Source organism: Staphylococcus sp. HMSC65H10 (assembly GCF_001839185.1).
GTDB classification, from domain to species: domain Bacteria; phylum Bacillota; class Bacilli; order Staphylococcales; family Staphylococcaceae; genus Staphylococcus; species Staphylococcus simulans.
Map to the genome: position 1 here is coordinate 1 of NZ_KV840373.1, position 20,126 is coordinate 20,126.

25 protein-coding genes are annotated in these 20,126 nt (G+C 36.5%); 11 read left to right on the top strand and 14 right to left on the bottom strand.

Annotated features, from left to right (window positions below; all coding sequences use genetic code 11):
* Window positions 1–241 precede the first annotated feature (241 nt).
* The 4 genes from HMPREF3270_RS09150 to phnE (HMPREF3270_RS09165) all read left to right on the top strand — a co-directional run bounded on the left by HMPREF3270_RS09150 (window position 242) and on the right by phnE (HMPREF3270_RS09165) (window position 3,708).
* Window positions 242–1,192 carry a phosphate/phosphite/phosphonate ABC transporter substrate-binding protein gene (locus HMPREF3270_RS09150; protein ID WP_070848478.1) on the top strand — a complete coding sequence of 317 codons (951 nt, stop codon included), beginning with the start codon at window positions 242–244 and terminating at the stop codon, window positions 1,190–1,192.
* Between the two features lie 137 nt (window positions 1,193–1,329).
* Complete coding sequence (phnC, locus tag HMPREF3270_RS09155; protein ID WP_070848479.1) at window positions 1,330–2,103, top strand: phosphonate ABC transporter ATP-binding protein; 774 nt, start codon at window positions 1,330–1,332, stop codon at window positions 2,101–2,103.
* 1 nt (window position 2,104) lies between these two features.
* On the top strand, window positions 2,105–2,899 hold the full coding sequence (gene phnE / locus HMPREF3270_RS09160; protein WP_070848480.1) for a phosphonate ABC transporter, permease protein PhnE: 795 nt from the start codon (window positions 2,105–2,107) through the stop codon (window positions 2,897–2,899).
* Window positions 2,896–3,708, top strand: a complete 813-nt coding sequence (gene phnE, locus HMPREF3270_RS09165; RefSeq protein ID WP_070848481.1) for a phosphonate ABC transporter, permease protein PhnE — start codon at window positions 2,896–2,898, stop codon at window positions 3,706–3,708. The genes phnE (HMPREF3270_RS09160) and phnE (HMPREF3270_RS09165) overlap by 4 nt, the downstream gene beginning before the upstream one ends.
* A gap of 609 nt (window positions 3,709–4,317) precedes the next feature.
* Here the strand turns inward: phnE (HMPREF3270_RS09165) and folE2 are convergent.
* Genes folE2 through HMPREF3270_RS09180 form a run of 3 tightly spaced genes read right to left on the bottom strand, consistent with a single transcriptional unit; the run spans window position 4,318 to window position 6,250 of the window.
* A complete protein-coding gene (gene folE2, locus HMPREF3270_RS09170; protein ID WP_023015484.1) occupies window positions 4,318–5,196 on the bottom strand; it encodes a GTP cyclohydrolase FolE2 in 879 nt (292 codons plus the stop codon).
* Window positions 5,197–5,212: 16 nt separating this feature from the next.
* The gene (gene bshB2 / locus HMPREF3270_RS09175) at window positions 5,213–5,878 is read right to left on the bottom strand and encodes a bacillithiol biosynthesis deacetylase BshB2 (protein ID WP_070848482.1); all 666 of its coding nucleotides are present in this window, start codon (window positions 5,876–5,878) and stop codon (window positions 5,213–5,215) included.
* A 12-nt stretch (window positions 5,879–5,890) separates the two neighbouring features.
* The gene (locus tag HMPREF3270_RS09180) at window positions 5,891–6,250 is read right to left on the bottom strand and encodes a YojF family protein (RefSeq protein ID WP_002481360.1); all 360 of its coding nucleotides are present in this window, start codon (window positions 6,248–6,250) and stop codon (window positions 5,891–5,893) included.
* A gap of 340 nt (window positions 6,251–6,590) precedes the next feature.
* On the opposite strand from HMPREF3270_RS09180, the gene nagB reads away from it, so the two are divergent.
* The 3 genes from nagB to hxlB all read left to right on the top strand — a co-directional run bounded on the left by nagB (window position 6,591) and on the right by hxlB (window position 8,592).
* Window positions 6,591–7,319, top strand: a complete 729-nt coding sequence (gene nagB / locus HMPREF3270_RS09185) for a glucosamine-6-phosphate deaminase (RefSeq protein ID WP_070848483.1) — start codon at window positions 6,591–6,593, stop codon at window positions 7,317–7,319.
* Between the two features lie 91 nt (window positions 7,320–7,410).
* Complete coding sequence (gene hxlA, locus HMPREF3270_RS09190) at window positions 7,411–8,043, top strand: 3-hexulose-6-phosphate synthase (RefSeq protein WP_002481358.1); 633 nt, start codon at window positions 7,411–7,413, stop codon at window positions 8,041–8,043.
* Between the two features lie 3 nt (window positions 8,044–8,046).
* On the top strand, window positions 8,047–8,592 hold the full coding sequence (gene hxlB, locus HMPREF3270_RS09195; RefSeq protein WP_002481357.1) for a 6-phospho-3-hexuloisomerase: 546 nt from the start codon (window positions 8,047–8,049) through the stop codon (window positions 8,590–8,592).
* Between the two features lie 214 nt (window positions 8,593–8,806).
* On the opposite strand, the gene HMPREF3270_RS09200 is transcribed toward hxlB, so the two are convergent.
* The 3 genes from HMPREF3270_RS09200 to tadA form a co-directional block, all read right to left on the bottom strand.
* Entirely contained in the window at window positions 8,807–9,373 is a 567-nt protein-coding gene (locus tag HMPREF3270_RS09200; protein WP_002481356.1) for an NADPH-dependent FMN reductase, read from the bottom strand.
* Between the two features lie 21 nt (window positions 9,374–9,394).
* Window positions 9,395–10,264, bottom strand: coding sequence for a Cof-type HAD-IIB family hydrolase (locus tag HMPREF3270_RS09205; RefSeq protein ID WP_002481355.1), 870 nt, complete (start codon window positions 10,262–10,264; stop codon window positions 9,395–9,397).
* A 237-nt stretch (window positions 10,265–10,501) separates the two neighbouring features.
* The gene (gene tadA / locus HMPREF3270_RS09210) at window positions 10,502–11,002 is read right to left on the bottom strand and encodes a tRNA adenosine(34) deaminase TadA (protein ID WP_002481354.1); all 501 of its coding nucleotides are present in this window, start codon (window positions 11,000–11,002) and stop codon (window positions 10,502–10,504) included.
* Window positions 11,003–11,066: 64 nt separating this feature from the next.
* Between tadA and HMPREF3270_RS09215 the strand changes: the two genes are divergently transcribed.
* Both HMPREF3270_RS09215 and HMPREF3270_RS09220 read left to right on the top strand, forming a co-directional pair.
* Window positions 11,067–11,684 (top strand): deoxynucleoside kinase, encoded by a 618-nt coding sequence (locus HMPREF3270_RS09215; protein WP_023015487.1) that lies wholly within the window; start codon window positions 11,067–11,069, stop codon window positions 11,682–11,684.
* Window positions 11,677–12,342 carry a deoxynucleoside kinase gene (locus HMPREF3270_RS09220; RefSeq protein ID WP_002481352.1) on the top strand — a complete coding sequence of 222 codons (666 nt, stop codon included), beginning with the start codon at window positions 11,677–11,679 and terminating at the stop codon, window positions 12,340–12,342. Before HMPREF3270_RS09215 ends, HMPREF3270_RS09220 begins: the two co-directional genes overlap by 8 nt.
* A gap of 84 nt (window positions 12,343–12,426) precedes the next feature.
* Here HMPREF3270_RS09220 and HMPREF3270_RS09225 read toward each other — a convergent pair whose 3' ends face one another.
* From HMPREF3270_RS09225 to HMPREF3270_RS09240, 4 genes are all read right to left on the bottom strand, one after another.
* Window positions 12,427–13,230, bottom strand: a complete 804-nt coding sequence (locus HMPREF3270_RS09225; protein WP_234427230.1) for an HAD-IIB family hydrolase — start codon at window positions 13,228–13,230, stop codon at window positions 12,427–12,429.
* A gap of 22 nt (window positions 13,231–13,252) precedes the next feature.
* The gene (locus HMPREF3270_RS09230; RefSeq protein ID WP_023015488.1) at window positions 13,253–13,663 is read right to left on the bottom strand and encodes a hypothetical protein; all 411 of its coding nucleotides are present in this window, start codon (window positions 13,661–13,663) and stop codon (window positions 13,253–13,255) included.
* A 32-nt stretch (window positions 13,664–13,695) separates the two neighbouring features.
* Entirely contained in the window at window positions 13,696–14,409 is a 714-nt protein-coding gene (locus tag HMPREF3270_RS09235) for an HAD family hydrolase (protein WP_070848495.1), read from the bottom strand.
* Between the two features lie 125 nt (window positions 14,410–14,534).
* Window positions 14,535–14,930 carry a YbaN family protein gene (locus tag HMPREF3270_RS09240; protein ID WP_002481348.1) on the bottom strand — a complete coding sequence of 132 codons (396 nt, stop codon included), beginning with the start codon at window positions 14,928–14,930 and terminating at the stop codon, window positions 14,535–14,537.
* A 153-nt stretch (window positions 14,931–15,083) separates the two neighbouring features.
* Between HMPREF3270_RS09240 and HMPREF3270_RS09245 the strand changes: the two genes are divergently transcribed.
* Complete coding sequence (locus HMPREF3270_RS09245) at window positions 15,084–15,515, top strand: GNAT family N-acetyltransferase (RefSeq protein ID WP_070848484.1); 432 nt, start codon at window positions 15,084–15,086, stop codon at window positions 15,513–15,515.
* A 111-nt stretch (window positions 15,516–15,626) separates the two neighbouring features.
* On the opposite strand, the gene HMPREF3270_RS09250 is transcribed toward HMPREF3270_RS09245, so the two are convergent.
* The 4 genes from HMPREF3270_RS09250 to HMPREF3270_RS09260 all read right to left on the bottom strand — a co-directional run bounded on the left by HMPREF3270_RS09250 (window position 15,627) and on the right by HMPREF3270_RS09260 (window position 18,904).
* A complete protein-coding gene (locus HMPREF3270_RS09250; RefSeq protein ID WP_002481346.1) occupies window positions 15,627–16,706 on the bottom strand; it encodes a branched-chain amino acid aminotransferase in 1,080 nt (359 codons plus the stop codon).
* Between the two features lie 273 nt (window positions 16,707–16,979).
* Complete coding sequence (locus tag HMPREF3270_RS14230; RefSeq protein ID WP_256274415.1) at window positions 16,980–17,111, bottom strand: hypothetical protein; 132 nt, start codon at window positions 17,109–17,111, stop codon at window positions 16,980–16,982.
* A 162-nt stretch (window positions 17,112–17,273) separates the two neighbouring features.
* Complete coding sequence (locus HMPREF3270_RS09255; protein ID WP_060803747.1) at window positions 17,274–18,236, bottom strand: L-threonine 3-dehydrogenase; 963 nt, start codon at window positions 18,234–18,236, stop codon at window positions 17,274–17,276.
* 203 nt (window positions 18,237–18,439) lie between these two features.
* Entirely contained in the window at window positions 18,440–18,904 is a 465-nt protein-coding gene (locus tag HMPREF3270_RS09260; protein ID WP_070848485.1) for a GNAT family N-acetyltransferase, read from the bottom strand.
* Between the two features lie 120 nt (window positions 18,905–19,024).
* Between HMPREF3270_RS09260 and HMPREF3270_RS09265 the strand changes: the two genes are divergently transcribed.
* A complete protein-coding gene (locus tag HMPREF3270_RS09265; protein ID WP_070848486.1) occupies window positions 19,025–20,026 on the top strand; it encodes a choloylglycine hydrolase family protein in 1,002 nt (333 codons plus the stop codon).
* Window positions 20,027–20,126: the final 100 nt, after the last annotated feature.

The window sequence follows — 20,126 nt, forward strand, 5'->3', positions numbered from 1 at the left end:
AGGTTATCTCATCAACCGAATTTATTATAGAGCCCTTTATTATAGAACCTGTCATAGTTTAGAGACATAAGATGAACGCAAATTTACAATAACTAAATTTAGATTTAACAATATTAAACTAAAGAATTGATTATATTAAATATTTACCTAAACTTAACAATTAATATATTGTATCATATTTACATCGTGATATAATGAACCTGTATCAAATTTTATACATATGGAAGGGGTTAACAACGTAATGAAAGCACGTTCATCTTTTAAGGCATTACTTATTTTGATGATGGCAGTTATTTTATTTGTTTCAGCATGTGGAAAAGGAAGTTCATTAGACAACAAGAAAGAAAGCGACAGTAAAGGCGGAGATTACAAACCTAAAGAATTAACTGTACAGTTTGTACCTTCACAAAACGCGGATAAGTTAGAAGCGAAAGCGAAACCTTTAGAAAAATTATTATCTAAAGAATTAGGCATCCCAGTAAAAGTTTCTGTTTCTACAAACTACAACACAATTGTAGAAGCGATGAAATCTAAAAAAGTAGATGTTGGTTTCTTACCTCCTACTGCATATACATTAGCGCATGATCAAAAAGCTGCTGATGTATTACTACAAGCACAACGTTTCGGTGTAAACAAAGATGGTTCTGATTCTAAAGAATTAACAGACAAATACAAATCAGAAATTTTAGTGAAAAAGAATTCAGGCATTAACAGCGTGAAAGATTTAAAAGGTAAGAAAATCGCATTACAAGATGTTACTTCTACAGCGGGTTATACATTCCCTGCCGTTGAAATGGATAAAGAAGGCGTGAACGTCCTTAAAGATATGAAAGTCGTTAACATGAAAGGTCATGATCAAGCGATTATCTCATTGATGAATGGCGATGTAGATGCGGCTGCTGTATTCCAAGATGCACGTAAAATTGTGAAAAAAGATGAACCTAATGTCTACAAAGATACAAAAGTATTGAAATTAACAAAAGACATTCCAAATGACACGATTTCAGTACGTAGCGACATGGATCAAAAATGGAGAGACAAATTGAAAAAAGCCTTTAAAGACATTGCTAAAACAAAAGAAGGACATCAAGTGATCAGTGATGTTTATTCACATGAAGGCTATACAGACAGTAAAGATTCTAACTTCGATACAGTAAGAGAGTACGACAAAAAAGTTAAAGAAATGAAATAATTCAAGTTAAGAAAAACTGACTGAACCTAAGCGTATCTCAGCAAGATTGAACTCTGTTAGCAAGTATGTGCAGAAGTTAATCTTTTGAGTACGCTTATGTTTTTATCTCGATACTTAATTTAGAAAGGACTACTATTATGAGTCAGATTGAATTCAGAGATGTAAGTAAAGTATATGATAATGGCCATGTCGGTTTAGACCATATCAACTTAAATATTGAAAAAGGTGATTTTGCGGTTATCGTCGGGCTATCGGGTGCTGGTAAATCAACCTTATTACGGTCGATTAACCGTCTGCATGATATTACCGAAGGCGATATTGTGATTGATGGAACATCCATCTCCAAAGCATCAGGTAAGAAATTATTAGAAATGCGTCGTAATATCGGCATGATTTTCCAAAACTTTAATTTGGTGAAACGTTCTTCTGTAATGCGTAATGTGCTGAGTGGCAGAGTCGGCTATCACTCTACTTGGAAAATGGTCTTAGGCCTTTTCCCTAAAGAAGATAAAATCAAAGCATTAGAGGCTTTAGACCGTGTAAACATTTTAGATAAATATAAATCACGTTCAGATGAATTATCAGGTGGTCAACAACAGCGTATTTCTATTGCTCGTGCACTCTGCCAAGAACCTTCTATTATTCTGGCAGATGAGCCTGTGGCTTCATTAGACCCCTTAACAACTAAACAAGTCATGGATGATTTGAAACGTATTAATGAAGAATTAGGAATCACCATCATCATTAACTTGCACTTTGTGGACTTAGCACGCGAATATGGCACACGTATTATTGGCTTACGTGACGGTAAATTAGTCTTTGACGGTGCAGTCGATGAAGCAACAGATGAAGCATTCAATAAAATTTATGGACGTTCGATTAATGATGATGAGAAGTTAGGGGTGAATTAATATGACACCCGACAAAAATTATGCAGAAATGCTGAATCATAAAATGTCGTTTAAAACAGCGATGACCACTATATTGGTATTGTTTTTAGTGTTTTGGAGTGTCTTATATACGGGATTCAGCTTTAGTGATTTGATTTATGGTTTACCGCAAATCGGGACCCTATTCACTCAAATGTTTCCACCTGACTGGAGTTATCTTGAACAGATACTTAATCCCATGTTAGATACAATCAGAATGGCAATTGTCGGGACATTTATCGGTTCTATCATCACAGTACCTATTGCCTTATTGTGTGCAAAAAATATTTCACGTTCTAAATGGATTGCGATGCCAGCACGTTTCATCTTAAATATCGTGCGTACTATCCCCGATTTATTATTAGCCGCTATCTTTGTAGCAGTCTTTGGTATCGGCCAAATCCCCGGGGTATTAGCAGTGATTGTTTTAACAATCAGTATTGTCGCGAAATTATTATATGAAGTACTAGAAGCTATTGAACCTGGACCACTTGAAGCGATGACGGCTGTCGGTGCGAATAAAACAAAGTGGATTATATTCGGTGTTGTACCGCAAGCTTTAGCTTCTTATGTTTCTTACGTACTCTTTGCGTTCGAAATCAATATTCGAGCCGCTGCAGTGTTAGGTTTAGTCGGTGCCGGAGGTATCGGATTGTTTTACGATCAGACGCTGGGATTATTTCAGTATGACCGTACGGCTATGATTATTTTATTTACATTGGTCATTGTGGTGATTATTGATTACATCAGTTCGAAAGTGAGGGAACAACTCACATGACACAATCTAAAGCAGAATTATTAAAACATTATGGCAGTCCTCGCACAAAGTTAAAGTATGGCATTATTTCCGTGGTAATAATAGCCTTATTGGTTTGGGCCTTTGCGGGTATGCCCGCCTTAGAAATCAAACAAAAGTCGCAACAAATCCTTGGATCCATTATGCATGGTTTAACACATCCAGATTGGGGATTTGTCTATCAGCCTGGCGGTGAAGATTTATTACGCGGATTATTAGAAACCTTTGCGATTGCGGTTGTAGGTACCATTATCGCAGCGGTCATTTGTATTCCTTTAGCCTTCTTAGGTGCTAGAAATATTATACGTTTCAAACCTGTATCAGGCTTCAGTAAATTTATTTTAAGTATCATTCGTGTCTTTCCAGAGATTGTGATGGCTTTGATTTTTATAAAAGCCGTTGGACCAGGATCATTCTCTGGTGTACTCGCACTAGGTATTCACTCAGTAGGTATGCTTGGTAAATTATTCGCAGAAGATATTGAAAACATCGATTTAAGTGCTACTGAGTCATTAAAAGCGAGCGGTGCGAATAAAATGAAGACGTTAGTCTTTGCGGTCGTCCCACAAATCTTACCGACATTCTTATCCTTGATTTTATATCGCTTTGAGTTGAATTTGCGTTCCGCTTCCATTTTAGGTTTGATTGGTGCAGGCGGTATCGGCACACCGTTAATCTTCGCCTTACAAACCCGTTCATGGGACCGTGTCGGCATTATCTTAATCGGTTTAGTCATTATGGTCGGTATTGTGGATTATATTTCAGGTAAAGTACGTGAAAAAATCGTCTAATCGCTTTGTTGAGTCATTTTATTGAACAACTCAATCTCAAAAATCAATTGTAACGCTCTCGGCAATTAGTCCTAGATAAAGTTGATACCATAGCCTCATGTATTTTATGTAGAGATATCATACAATAATCAATGTAGAGGAAACGCAAGTAATGTATGCATCCTAAATCAATCCTAAAAGCATATTCTATAAATAATCGTTACACCTTTCTACCCACCCAAACAAAAGGACAGACGTTTCCTCTACACCGACATAAACAATGCTTAAAGTCGCAACTAACCTCCTAAATTAATCATAGAACATATCCTAAAATATGCATGCGACGGCATTAACAGTTAATCTAATCATTGAATTTAAAATCGACAAGTATGTTTCCCCTGACGTAAATTGTCGATCACCCTAAAAAAATAGAGCACTGCTTAGCTTACGAGGCTGTCCCACCTCACAAGCAACCTGAAGTCCCAACAGGTTAGATGCAGTGCTCTATTTTTATTTGCGATATTTATCATGAATTTAGTGAACTTTTAAACTCACGCTCATTTTCTACATATTAAAAGACCTTCCCAAGCAATGTCATACCATTACTTAAGAAGGCCTTATTTCATTCTATTATTTTCTATATTTCAACTTCGCAAAAGCATCGTGTTGATGAATAGATTCTTCATTACGACATTCAATGTCAAAACCTTCAATCCAATCCACTTCTACTAAGTCTGCAGCGATTAAACGAATTAAATCTTCCACAAAACGAGGGTTTTCATAAGCACGTTCTGTAACGCGTTTTTCATCTGGACGTTTTAAGATTGGGTAAAGAATTGAACTTGCGTTAGCTTCCATCGCATCTAAAATTACTTCTTTATAGTCAGACGGTAGTGTCGCTTCACGATTCAAGTACGTTTTTACAGTAATTACTCCGCGTTGGTTATGCGCAGAATACTCACTGATTTCTTTTGAACATGGACATAAAGTAGTTACTTTCGCTTCCATTGTCAGCTCTTTACGTGTCACTTTATCCCCTTCAACTGCCATGCCATACGTTACATCCGCATTGCCGACAGCTTTTAAGTTCGTAACGGGACTATAGCGATTAAAGAACCACTTACCTGAAACATCTACCCCTGCTGAAGTTTGTTTCATGTGTTTTTGAAGTGTATCTAATACCGTATGCAGATTATCAAATGTTAATGCTACACCGTTATCATAATGTTTCTCAACACTTTCTAAGATACGGCTCATATTAATACCTTTTTCTTCTCTCGTTAAGCTAGTTGAAAATGCGAAAGTACCTGCCGTTTGATATTCATCTATAATCACGGGATATACTAAGTTTTTAATTCCGACTTCTTCAATTTCAAATAAAAAATCTTTGTGCGTGCTTTGTAGATCTGTCATTTCTTCTTTTACTGTTGGTTTTGTACCTTTAATAGGATCAACAGAACCGAAGTGTTTCCAACGACCTTCTCGTGTCGATAAATCAAATTCAGTCATCTGTGTGCCCCTCCACTCATGATTCAAAATTGTAAGTCCAATATGTTTCTTGTTCTAAGAAACTTTTGGCTGTATCTGGAACTTGCGGTTCAGCTAACTGATGCAAGAATGGTCCAGATTGGGATGCATGTGCTTTGAATGCATCTAATTTTACTTCTCTATAATCAGTAATATCGTTAATGATATCAGGCATACCTAACTCATCAATCGCATCATTGCTAAAAGCAACTAATTGTAAACGTGGACGTTCTGCTTTAGGCATACGTCCTACTGTTCTAACTACCGCTTCTGCTGTTGCTTCATGATCTGGGTGTACCGCATAACCTGGATAGAATGAAATGATTACTGAAGGATGCAATTCATCAATCAGACTTTTAACCATCCCGTCCATTTTTTCATGTGGTTCGAATTCCACTGTTTTATCACGGTAACCCATCTTTCTTAAATCTTTAATACCAATCGATTTTGCTGCGTCTTCCAACTCGCGCTCTCTGACTTTCGACAGAGATTCACGTGTCGCAAATGGCGGATTTCCTAAATTACGTGCCATTTGACCTAAAGTCAAACAAGCATACGTAACTGGAACACCTTCATCAATATAACGTGCTAATGTTCCTGCTGATGAGAACGTCTCATCATCAGGATGCGGAAATATAACTAATACATGACTTTCCTCTGACATGATACGTCCTCCTTATATTTCAAACGGTACAGCACTGATTTCAAGCGCTGCCGCTAATTGCCCTTCATAATTAAAACCAGCGAGCAAGAATTCATTATCCTCGTTCACTTCATAATGTGTCAGTCCTTGTACATAAACCCATCCATTATCTTGTAGTTTCAAACCCACTCTGAATGGTTCTTTGCCACCGCCCTTAAGTTTGGCATGTTCAAAGACTACTTTGATATTTCTTAAAAACGTTCCAGCATTAAAGACACGTTGATCAAAATGGTTCGCATACGCACCATTTGTTGTTTCAACATGCAGGTATACAGGTTGATCTACATAAGATGCCAGTAACGTTTGTACTTTCTCATATTCTATCGGCTCCAAGCTGCTCACTCCCTTACACTAAGCAAAATCAAATGTTGAACCCCATCTATATCGTGTTATTCTTGATTTATTTATCAATCTCTTTATCATTTAATTGTACTAAATCCTCGTCAATAAATATAACCTACTGCTCATTCTTGAATTAACGATAGGTTTTCTCGGTTATCAATTCTTAAATTAGAAACAATATTTACATTATATAACTGTTCCTCCACTTTCTAAAGAGGTTATTGAAATATTCCTATAATTTGAGGGGGATTTACTATCTGTTTAAACTTCACCTCGTTATAATGGACATGTATGTCTTCATATATAGATACAAATAAGGAGGTCACACAACGTGAAAATTATTAATTTAGGGGATAAAGAGAAAGCATCATTCTACACAGCTTACGAGCTGTTCAACCAAATGAACGAGAATCCTGAAAGTAAGCTAGGTCTAGCAACAGGAGGTACAATGGTAGATGTTTATTCTGACTTAGTTAAACTGATGGAATTAAATGATTTAGATGTTTCTAATGTAGAAACATTCAACTTAGATGAATATGTTGGTTTATCAGCCGATCATCCAGAAAGCTATCATCATTATATGCATGAAGTGCTATTCGATCGCTATCCACACTTCAAAGAAGAAAATGTACATTTACCAATCGGTGATGCGAAAGATTTAGACGCTGAAACTACAAGATACGAACAACTGGTTAAGGATAAAGGGCCTGCAGATATCCAAATTTTAGGTATCGGGGAAAATGGTCATATCGGGTTCAATGAACCAGGTACAGAAAAAGACAGTATTACACGTGTCGTAGATTTAACTGAAAGTACGATTCAAGCCAATAGCCGTTATTTCGATAACGAAGAAGATGTGCCGAAACAAGCTATTTCAATGGGTCTTTCTACAATTTTATCTGCAAAACGTATTATCTTATTAGCGTTTGGCGAGAAAAAGAAAGATGCGATTACAAAACTTGCGAGCGGCATTCAAGACAAAGATGTCCCAGCAACAGTTTTATACGATCATCCTAATGTAGAGGTTTACGTAGATAACGCAGCTGCACCCGAACAGTAAAATTCACTGTTGTTTGTCAAAAACTAAAAAGGGTAAATAATCTAAGTAAAGCAAAAGTTACAACACATACATTATGAAAGGATGAATCATTTTGGAACTACAATTAGCAATTGATTTATTAAATAAAGAAGACGCTGCAGAGTTAGCTAACAAAGTGAAAGATTATGTCGATATCGTAGAAATCGGTACTCCTATCATATATAACGAAGGTCTGCCTGCCGTTCAATATATGGATGAAAACATCGATGGTGTTAAAGTTCTAGCAGATATGAAAATTATGGACGCTGCAGACTATGAAGTCAGCCAAGCAGTTAAATTCGGTGCTGACGTTGTAACAATCTTAGGTGTTGCTGAAGACGCTTCTATCAAAGCTGCTGTCGAAGAAGCACACAAAAATGACAAACAATTATTAGTAGATATGATTGCTGTTCAAGACATTAAACAACGCGCTAAAGAATTAGATGAAATGGGTGCTGACTATATCGCAGTACACATTGGTTATGACTTACAAGCTGAAGGTAAATCTCCATTAGATGATTTACACACAGTTAAATCTGTTATCAAAAATTCTAAAGTTGCCGTTGCTGGCGGTATCAAACCAGATACAATCAAAGATATCGTAGCTGAAGAACCAGACTTAGTGATTGTTGGTGGCGGTATCGCAAATGCAGACGACCCAGTAGAAGCAGCAAAAGCTTGCCGCGACGCAGTTGAAGGGAAATAAGCTATGGCAAAACTACAATATCAATTGATTTTAGATGAACTGAAAACGACGTTATCTAATGTTAAAGATCAAGATGTTGAAAACTTTGAACAAGCAATCAAAGATGCCAAAAATATTTTCGTAGCAGGTAAAGGTCGTTCTGGATTCGTCGCAAATGGATTTACAATGCGCTTGAATCAGCTTGAACAACCTGCATTTATCATTGGCGGTATTACAACACCTTCTATCCACGAAGGCGACTTGTTTATCGTCATTTCAGGTTCAGGCAGCACAGAACACTTACGCCTATTAGCTGAAAAAGCTAAAGATCAAGGTGCACAAGTGGCGTTAGTCACAACAAAACCTGATTCTAAAATCGGTGAATTGGCAGATGTCACAATCGAATTGCCTGCCGGAACAAAACATGATGCTGAAGGTTCAGCACAACCTTTAGGCAGTTTATTCGAACAAGCTGCACAATTATTCTTAGATGCTGTTGTATTAGATTTCATGAAAGACTTCAATATTGATGAAACTACGATGCAACAAAATCATGCGAATTTAGAATAAATCACATTAAAGGCCTGTAAGCTTTTGAGTTTATCTCTTTAACTTACAGGCCTTTTCTTTATGCTTTTTAGTAACCATATAACTTAACTATTTTACCTCTTCATAAAAAAGCTCTGCTTAAATAGTCCACAAAGTAAAATCACCTTGCACCACCACTAAGCAGAGATTATCAAACAGGATATTTTATCAGCTGAACTAACACACTTGCATCCTTTTATTTTAAATGTTCATAAGGACGGCTTTCTGCGAATGATACAATTTGTTCAACGAATAAACGAGAACGTAATTGGAATTCTTCGTCTTGTAAGAAGAATGTACCATCATCTAATTTGCCGTAATCTGAATCATGTGTCGCAATTTGGGTAGGCACTGCGATACCTAATAAGGTACGTACAATTAAGCGTAAGTGAGAAAGTGGTTCTGCACTTACAATACCGCCGCTGTTCCCCATTAAGCCGACTGGTTTCATTTTGAAGTCATCCATTGTCAGATGATCTAAAGCGTTCTTTAAGATACCAGAATATGAACCATGATAGTTCGGTGTACCTAAAATAATAAAGTCCGCTTCTCTCGCCTTCTCTTGTAAATCTTTCACATTAGCTTGATAATCATCTGGCGGATTACTTGCGCCAGAAACATCTAATGTATGGATTGGACGCTCAGCTAAATCAAAGATTTCCGCTTCAACATCCTTTTCATTGAATTGTCCCTTTAAGTATTGTGCCAGTGCTTTTGTGTGCGAATCAATACGCGCACTGCCTACGATAATGACACCTTTCATTCAATAGTCACTCCAGTTAATTTATTTTGATTGCTCTTCCAGCATTTTGTTGATTGCTTTACCGACACCGCTGTTTTGGTTATTATCTGTCACATATTTTGCGTATTCTTTCACTTCAGGCATCGCATTTTCCATTGCGACAGGATAACCCGCTTTTTCAAGCATCGATACGTCATTCATGTTATCACCAATTGCCATGACATCTTCCATATTGATACCGAGTTGGTTTGCGATTTCTTCTAACGCAATCCCTTTTTGCGCATAAGCGTTTGTGATTTCGATATTACCTCGTGCTGATGATGAAATTGCTAAGTTTGTGTGTTTCGCAAGTTCTGCACTGACACGATCAATTTTACCGATATCACTGTCAAACGCTAAAATTTTCATCACAATTTCACCAGGTCTTTCACTGATTTGATCATAATTATCAACTACTTTTAATGTGCCTTGATCAATACGATGTTGAATATGACGATGTATTTTTTCTACATCTGCTTTTTGACCTGCATGTTCTGCAATATCAATATAAATATCTAAATCTCTTTGAGGATCTTCAGTATAAATACCAAGGTTAGTATAGACTTGGTAATAAATATCCTCTCGATCTAGAACATGTGTAATTTGTTCAATCATTTCATGATTCAAGCTTGATGTATGCATAATATCGAATGATTCATCACGAACCTCTGCACCATTCAAACAAATATATGGGACTTTCAATCCAGTCGGTTCCACAGGCGCATTGGCTTCATAGAAAGCACGACCTGTCGCAATCACGACCGTAATCCCTTGTGCCTGCGCTGCTTTAATCGCTTTAATATTTTCCTCTGAAATTTCATGTGCTGCATTTAATAATGTTCCGTCCATATCTGTCGCAATTAGTTTAATCATGAATTAACCTCGTTTCTTTTGTCTTAGCCGTAGTGTCGTAAAATTACTTTTCACAACAAAGTCTAACCTCATTCTATCAAATTTTGATAACAGACTTCTATCGTCTGTTTGTACGATTTATGAGGGTAGAAACTATCGGCATTACTCATTCTTAACTATCTCTTACTTTTTAACGCTTTTCAAACAAAAAGATGTCCACTTCTTAAAAGCAGACATCTTCATTCTTCTAAAGTTGTTTTAACTGTTCAAGTCATTAGCCTCTTGCGATTGCTTAGCTTGTTTCTTCTTGTTTCTTAATTGCTTGAAGAAGTTCCGCAACATATCACCGCATTCTTCTTCTAAAACACCACTCACAACTTCTGCACGATGGTTGAAACGCGATTCTTGAAGTAAATCCATTAAACTGCCGCTACAACCGCCCTTTGGATCAGCAGCGCCATAAACAACGCGTGGAATACGGCTCATAACAATCGCACCAGAACACATCACACAAGGTTCTAAAGTGACATATAAAGTACAATCTTCTAATCGCCAACTCCCTACTGCTTCAGCTGCTTTTTCTATCGCAATATGTTCCGCATGGGCTGTCGGAAGTTGAATCGTTTCTCTTAAATTATGTGCACGTGCTATAATTTCATCGTCTTTAACAATGAGTGCGCCAATCGGTACTTCACCGATAGCTTCAGCTTTTTTGGCTTCATCTAATGCAAGTTTCATATATTTTTCATCTATTGTCATATGTTCAATCCCTTACCATGTGATACAATTACTATTGTCTATTTTAACACTTGGAGTGTTGTTTATGAATCAACCTTATATCGCTATTGAAGGGCCTATAGGAGTAGGCAAATCCTCTTTAGCACATCGCTTAAGTCAATCTCTTGATTATCATGAAGCACAAGAAATCGTGGATGAAAATCCATTTTTATCTGATTTCTATGACGACATTTCAAAATGGAGTTTCCAGACTGAAATGTTCTTTTTATGTAACCGTTACAAACAGGTTCAAGATCTAGAACAACTACATAACGGTATTGTCAGTGACTATCATGTTTATAAAAACAAAATCTTTGCGCGTCAAACACTGACAGATACAGAATACAACAAGTTTGACCGTATTTACGATATTCTGACTGAGGATCTTATGATGCCGGACATCGTAATCTTCCTCGATGCAGATTTAGAAGTATTAAAACAACGTATCGCCAAACGCAATCGCAGCTTCGAAGCACAAATTGAAGATGATTATCTTTTAAATTTAAAAGAAGCTTATCATCACTTCTATGAATCTTTAGAAGCCGAAGGCAAAATGGTGAAACGCATCGATACAACAAACTTGGATTTCGTCAATCACGCTGACGATTACGAGTATCTATTAAACATTGTACAATCAATGATAGGAGGCAACACGCATGAATAATTACGGTATCCCTCAAGATGCGGTGATTACAATCGCAGGTACTGTAGGCGTCGGTAAATCGAGCTTAACACGTGCCTTAGCTAAAAAATTAAACTTCCGCACTTCTTTCGAGAATGTGGACCATAATCCTTATCTAGATAAATTCTATGATAACTTTGAACGTTGGAGTTTCCACCTTCAAATCTATTTCCTTGCGGAACGCTTTAAAGAACAAAAACGCATGTTTGAATATGGCGGGGGCTTTATCCAAGACCGTTCTATTTATGAAGACGTTGATATCTTCGCAAAAATGCACGAAGAACAAGGGACGATGACACCTGAAGACTTCAAAACATACTCAGAATTATTTGAAGCGATGGTCATGACACCTTACTTCCCAAAACCAGACGTTTTAATTTATTTAGAATGTGATTACGATGAAGTGATTGAGCGCATCAAACAACGCGGTCGCCAAATGGAAATTGATACAGATCCAGAATACTGGAAAAAATTATTCCGTCGTTACGAAGAATGGATTTCAAGCTTCAATGCCTGCCCTGTCGTACGCGTGAACATTAATGAATATGATCTGCATGAAAGTTTAGACACGCTAGATCCAGTGTTAGATAAAATTGCGCATGTGATTGATGTCTATCGTAATGTAGATACTAGAAAATAATAAGCAAACAAAAAATCATGTATCTCTGCTCTTAACTGAGCGAGATACATGATTTTCTTTTACTCTGAATAAACTTGTATGAAGTTATTTATCAAAGAAACGTTTTATTTCATCATTCAAACCTTTATAGTAATCATAACGTGTAACTGGGAATTTATCTTTCATATCACTATCTGTGCTATTATGCATCACAAACGGATGACCGATATGACTTAAATAAATCTCATCATTACCACTGTCACCGAAACCTAGTACACCTTCTGAATCAAGATCATACATATCTAACAGGTAGCGCACAGCGAATAACTTGCCAGCGTTTTTAGGTGTAAAGTGTACATCATACGCATCTTCAGGGTCACCTGCTTTAGGATTCGTTTTATTATAATGTACCGCATAGTCATAAGCCGCTGCTTTATCTTGTAAATCTTTTAAATTCTGCTCGTCTTTTTCTTCATCGCCTTGTGCATAATAGTAATATTCATACAATGTTTCTTCATCTCTGAATTCTCTTTGGGGATGAAGTTCAACTTGGTGTTCTGACTCGAAGCTGTCGATAATTTCATCAACTTTTTCTTTAGTGAACGTTGTTTCTGAAACAGCTTCTTCATAATCTTTAGAACGTTGATATTCGCCTTTATCATCTAGTTCAAATAATTTGGAACATAAGTCAGAAAAGATAAAGTCTGGTTTATATTCCATTTCCGCATGTTTCATTTTCTCCATAATACTTTCAAAGATACTGCCTGATAACACTGCAGTAATCACTTGGTGCTTTTCTTCAGCTTGTTTCAGTGTCGATTCAAGTTCACGTAGTTCAGGAATATCTTCTTTCGTGGTTTGATGCTTATAATACGTTTCGTCAAAATCAAATAAAATTAATTGACGCATCATATCATCCCTCCAACCTTGGTTATAATTCTAACTCTTCGCGGTAAATCACAGGTTCATAATCGTCATCATTGATAGCTTTACTATAATAACCTTCATCTGTTTCTTTTAAACCAAAGGCTTCGGCCTTATCCGCTTCACTTGTGCCAATATAACTTTGACCTTTCGCATCAAAAAACAAATCAAAGAGCGTACCGCCATAACGTGCTTCATGTTTCAAATCATATAATGCATCGACTTCTTGACGTTTGACGTCTTTATAAAACAATGTATGGCTCGAATATTTTGTTGTTTTCGCTTCAAAACCTAAAGACTGCGCTCCGGCATCTTCTGTGACCAAATGCAAAGTCTTGCCAAAGTCATTTAAGACGCGAAACACTTCTCCTTGATATTCTGCATAACGTCCATCTAATACTGTATGTTGTTCTTTCATGATTTTCACCTCATTTAATGTGTGACGATAACTTAGGATTCTGTATCTTCGCCCTTTAAAATAGAAACAATTTCTGGCGCTTTCTCTACGACATAATCCGCATGTTTAAATTCATGCGCTTGACCTACGCCTGTCAATACAGCTACAGACAGTCCTAAGCCAGCGTTAACAGCGGTTTGTATATCATTAGGTGTATCGCCTACAATTGCGATCTCTTCCGCTTTAAGCCCCTTCTCTTGCGCAAAGAGCGCCTTTAATACAGCTGGGTCTGGCTTTTCAGCCGCATTAGATTCAGTAGAGATGACTAAATCAAAGAACGCTTCTGTATCTGTAGATTCAATAAATTGATCTGTGCCTTTCTTCGTATCACTCGTAATAATTCCAATATGATATCCATCTGCCTTTAATGTTTCTAACGCTTCTACCATCCCATCAATCCATTTAATTTCAGGAACTCTATGGTCAATGAGATATTGACTCGTCTTGCGTGTCCATTCGCCCACATCTTCTCCAGCTAACGCATTGAAATTCTGAATAATTTCATCTAGCGAACCACAGGCCATCGGTGTACCAGGTTCTATTTGATTCTTTTCTTTATTCACACCTAAAGTCTGGTAAGCATGTGCTTGATCTTCTTCTGAAATAAAACGTTCCACAAACTGATCTACCATTTGAATACCAATCTTCATCCAACTCATATCAAAATCAATGAGTGTGCCATCTTTATCAAATAAGATCCATTTAATTGTCATCAGTTTCCACGCTTCTTTCTTTATACTTTTATTTCATTTTATCAATTTATGAATTAAGAAGGAAATTAAAAAAGGCTTACACCCTTTGTATTGGATGTAAGCACAAAATGCATCAACGATTAATCTTTCTCACAGTTTTGACGGTCCTTTGATGGTTCTGGTAACGTCTTGACCAACGTAAACAATACAATCGTTTGGAAGGTCACCATAATCAATAAGCCAATTCTGATATAGAAGTTATCTAGCATATAAAGCGAAAATGCGATAACAATATATAAACTCAATAAAATTTTGAACTTCTTCTTTAAAGTAAAGCCTCTATCTCTTTTGAAGCTTTCCACATATTCACCGTAAACCTTTGTACTCACTAACCAACGATTAAATCTTTCAGAACTTCTTGAAAAACAAACAGCTGCTAAAAGTAAAAAAGGTGTAGTTGGCAACAAAGGTACAACGATTCCTATAAAACCAACGATAGCTGAAATTAAACCTATCGTAATTAAAATATATCTCATAAAAGCACCTCTACCGATAATCATTTTCAATTATACAATAGAATACAGACTAGTAAACAATAATATGTTTGCTTATTACTTTTATCTACCTTGAGTTTAGTTAGCGCTTTCTGTAGGATAGTTTGTATGTCAAAATCTTAAGGAGAAACCTATATGAGATTACATAAAATGAAGCTTCAAGAAGCCAACTTTCCAAAAGCATTAGATATTTGGGAAAGATCTGTCATCGCGACACATGACTTTTTAAAAGAAGAAGATAGAATCACTTTAAAACAAGAGATTCCTACTTACTTCCAACAAGTTGAAGCTTATTTGTGGTTTGTTGGACAAGAAGCAATTGGCTTTTCTGGAACACACGATCACAACTTAGAAATGCTTTTTATAGACCCAAAACACTTTAATCAAGGTTACGGTTCAGAAATACTGCAATATTTAATCCAACAAGGAAAAGTAAGTTATGTGGATGTTAACAAGGATAATGAACGCGCAATAGAATTCTATCTTAAAAATGGCTTTGAAGTTTATAAAACCTCTCAAACAGACGCTCAAGGTAGAAATTATCCTATTTTACATATGAAATTATAAAGCACTCGGCAAAAACCTTTAATTATATTAATGACAAAACAGGTCAGAAACACACTGTTATCTGTGCTTCTGACCTGTTATTTTTATCACTATTTATAATTCTTTTTCGAATTATTTTTTAGGAACGACCACTCTCCAGCCGTGTTTGTCTTCTAATTTACCACTTTGGATACCAGTATATTGGTCATATAAGTGTTGAGTGATTTTACCTGTTTCGTTATTATTGATAACGATTTCGCGGTCTTCGTATTTTAAGACACCTACAGGTGAAATAACTGCAGCTGTACCTGTACCGAAGACTTCATCTAATTCGCCTTTATCATACGCTTCGAATAATTCATCTACAGATACACGACGTTCTTCTACTTTATAGCCAAGTTCTTTAGCTAATTCGATTACTGTCTTACGTGTAATACCTGGTAAGATACTACCGTTTAATTCAGGTGTAACAAGTGTACCGTTTTCAACGAAGAAGATGTTCATGCTTCCGACTTCTTCGATGTATTTTTGTTCTACACCGTCTAACCATAATACTTGGTCATAACCTTCTTTGTTTGCGTTAGATTGTGCTAATAAGCTTGCTGCGTAGTTACCAGCTACTTTCGCAAATCCAACACCACCACGTACGGCACGAACGTATTTATCTTCTACATAAATACGTGTTGGTTTTAATGCGTCTCCGCCATAGTATGAACCAGAAGGAGATAAGATAATTAATAATTTGTAGTGAGACGCTGGATGTACACCTAAACCTGCTTCAGTCGCAAAGACGAATGGACGAATGTATAATGATTGACCTTCCCCTTCAGGTACCCAGTCACGTTCAACATTCACAAGTTCTTTTAATCCTTCTAATAATAACTCTTCATCAATTTGCGGCATTTCTAAGCGTGCTAATGATTGATTAATACGTTTGAAGTTTTGGTCAGGTCTGAATAAATCAACCTCTCCATTATGTTTGTATGCTTTTAATCCTTCAAAGACTGCTTGGCCATAATGAAGTCCTTGTGCAGCGGGATCAAGTTCGATCGGTGCATAAGGAGTAATCTTCAAATCATGCCAACCACCTTTATCTTCATCGTAGTCATAACTTAACATGTAATCAGTGAAGTGTTGACCGAACCCTAAGTTACTTGGATCTGGTTTTTGTTTAAGCTCTTCACGTTTCTCGAATTTAACATTTTCTGACATGATTTCTGCCTCCTAAAATTGTGCTTATAAATAAGATAATACTAAAATTATAGCAATCTAAGCCTGTGTATTCAATGAGTTTTTAGAAAATTTAAAAAATATGCCCTTAATCAAATCCTCTATTGAACACAGTTATTTATTTCTCTCTTTAACATTTCCCCATTGATACAAATTAAAAGTTGCTATATTCCTTACACTTCCATTATTGTACAGTCTATTTCTGAATGCAACTGTGAGCAATCTCATTTTCACTTTGCATAGACGATCTATTCATTAAGAACATCCACTTCCTTTATCAGCATCTAATGTCGCACTGACTCCATATGGCAAGATACACTTTGGTTCATTATGGCCAAAGCTGCCATTAGCGATGACAATTTTATGTTCTAGGTTTTGTTCTCGCAAAATTTTTAACCATAACGCTTCTATCTCTTGATGATGTTGTCATCTAATCGTCACCCACTTAACATTAGTCTACTGCCGTCATACATAATAATTAACAGGACGAACATTTTCTATAGGTCCTAGAAAACATTCAGCCCTGTTGATTTAATTCATATGCTTATATTATTTTTGTGTTGCTGCTTCTTTCTCTCTAACCCCTTGCAACATAGCTTCTGTCATCTTGTCTAAATCATATTTAGGTGAGAAGCCCCATTCATTTCTTGCGCAACTTGTATCAATCGCATCTGGCCAGCTATCTGCAATACCTTGTCTGATTGGATCTACTTCATAGTGCATTTTGAATTCTGGAATTTGTTTACGAATAGATGCGGCAATTTCTTCTGGCTCGAAACTCATACCGCTTAAGTTAAAGGCACAACGATTTTCAATATTTTCTTCTGGTGCTTCCATCAATTTAATAATTGCGTCGATCGCATCATCCATAAACATCATATCCATGTAAGTATCTTTACCGATAAAGCTTGTATACTCACCTTTACGTACCGCCTCAAAATAAATCTCACAAGCGTAATCTGTTGTACCGCCGCCTGGTTCTTTCACAAATGAAATTAACCCAGGGAAACGTACGCTTCGTGTATCTACACCAAACTTAGTATGGTAATACTCGCATAATAACTCACCTGATACTTTGTTTACACCGTACATAGATGTTGGTCGTTGAATCGTTAATGCAGGTGTATCACGTTTAGGTGTTGTTGGCCCGAATGCCCCGATAGAACTTGGTGTAAAGAACTGTACATTATGATGGCGTGCCGCTTCTAACGCATTGACTAAACCACCCATATTAATATTCCATGCCAGCATTGGATCTTTCTCAGCTGTCGCAGACAATAATGCGGCCATATGCATTAAAGCATCTGGTTGAAATTCCTCTACAACCTCATTCATGCGTGCTGCATCTGTAACATCTAATATCGCAAACGGTCCGTCTTTGATTAGAGAATCCGCTTCTGGTTCTCTAATATCCGTTGCTAAAACATTATCTGTTCCATAAATCTCACGACATTTTAATACAAGTTCAGTCCCGATTTGCCCTAGTGCGCCAGTAATCATAATTCTTTTCATATTTCTCTCTCCCCTTTGAAAAGTGCGCTAAAGAACTGTAGTATTTCTGAGGTGTACATTCTCTTGTTATTTAACACTATATTTTTATAAATGCTTATTAATGTATATACCATACGTACAAAAATAAGTAAAGCGCTTACATTTGAAAAGAGCAAAATTATACTTTTCTATTTATTTCAAAGACACATCATTTAGATAAACCATCAAATATTTTTACGGCAATGCTTTTGAAGAAATTCATAACCTTCTTTCTCATAGAAATCAACAGCTGCGTTATTTTTCCCCCAATAATCCAATTCTACTGTGTCACACCGCTCTTTTTCTGCTACCTCTTCTATATACTGCATGAGTGCATGCCCATAACCTTTATGCTGAAATTCTGGTTCAATACTGATTTGATGAATATACAACGTCTTCTGCCCATAACGAAATGGCGTTTCATATAACGTTACCAATTGCGCCCACAAGTACCCAGCAGCTATTCCTGTATCCGTTTCAATGACTAATAAATAATGCCCAGGTTGATGCATGAGCTTTTGAAATAGATCTAGCGTATCCAAATAATGATAAGGCTTAAAAATATCTGGATAGGCTTGGTGATGTATGTCATGGACAGTTTGATTTAAATGTGCTAATAAAGCTGCATCCTCACATATTTTAATTTCCAACAGTATCCCTCACTCTCAACACCTTATTGGCATTACTTTATTCGAAGTCTTGACTTGCGTCATGTTATGATTATTGTAACGTTTTTTTGTACTGATTACTGTTTTTAAGGAGGCACATTTATGTGTACGAGTTTTGCATTTACATCTCAATATGATGCGAACTATTTAGCACGCACCATGGATTTCTCATTTAGTTTGAATTCTTTCCCGAAAGCTATTCCTAGAAATTATGAATGGACAAGCAACAATGGTCGTGACTTTAAATTAAATTACGGCTTTGTAGGAACTGCAATGACAGTCAATGGTGTGGTATTCGGAGATGGCATAAACGAAAAAGGATTATCCATTGCTGTGTTATATTATCAAGGAGAAGCTTCTTATGCGACTTCTACTTCTAATGACAATATCAATCTAGAACCTGAAGAATTCATTATGTGGTTTTTAGGCATGAATGAATCTATCAGAGACTTTAAAGAACAAGCAGATAATGTTCGTTTACTTAAACAAGTAAATCCCGCATTAGACAGCGTTCCACCACTACACTTTATGATTACAGATCAATCTGGTCAAAGTATCGTTGTGATTCCTTCAGACGGTCAATTGATTATTAAAGAGAATCCCATTCGTGTATTAACGAATAACCCTAACTTAGAATGGCATTATCAAAATGTCAGACAGTATACACATTTCAATATCGAAGCGCCCTCACCGTCACTCTTAGGCATTGAGAGTGTAAAACCCTTTGGTGTTGAATCTGGTACTGAAGTTCTGCCGGGCGGTTATACTTCTCCATCTCGTTTCGTTAAAATGGCTTATTTCCGTCAATTTATCGAAGATGCGGAAGATGAGAATAAACGACTCAACAACTTATTTAAATTACTCGATACTGTCAGTATTCCAAGAGGTGTCGTTTTAGACGAAGGTACGATTTATTACACACAATACCAAGCTATCGTCGATACACACCATCTCACTTATTACTTTAAAGACTATAACGGTTCAGATGTATACCAAATCAAACTAACTGATGAGATTTTAAACGCAAGTGATGCGATTACTTATACAGTAAAACCTAAATTAAATCTGATTGATTTAACTGAAGAAGCTTCAGACCATCAGTAAATAGAACTAAACGGAGAAGCACATAGAAAAGCTGCTCCGTTTTTTCTATATCCATATGGTATTATCAATTAGATTATAACTTTTAATGGTATTAAGGGGC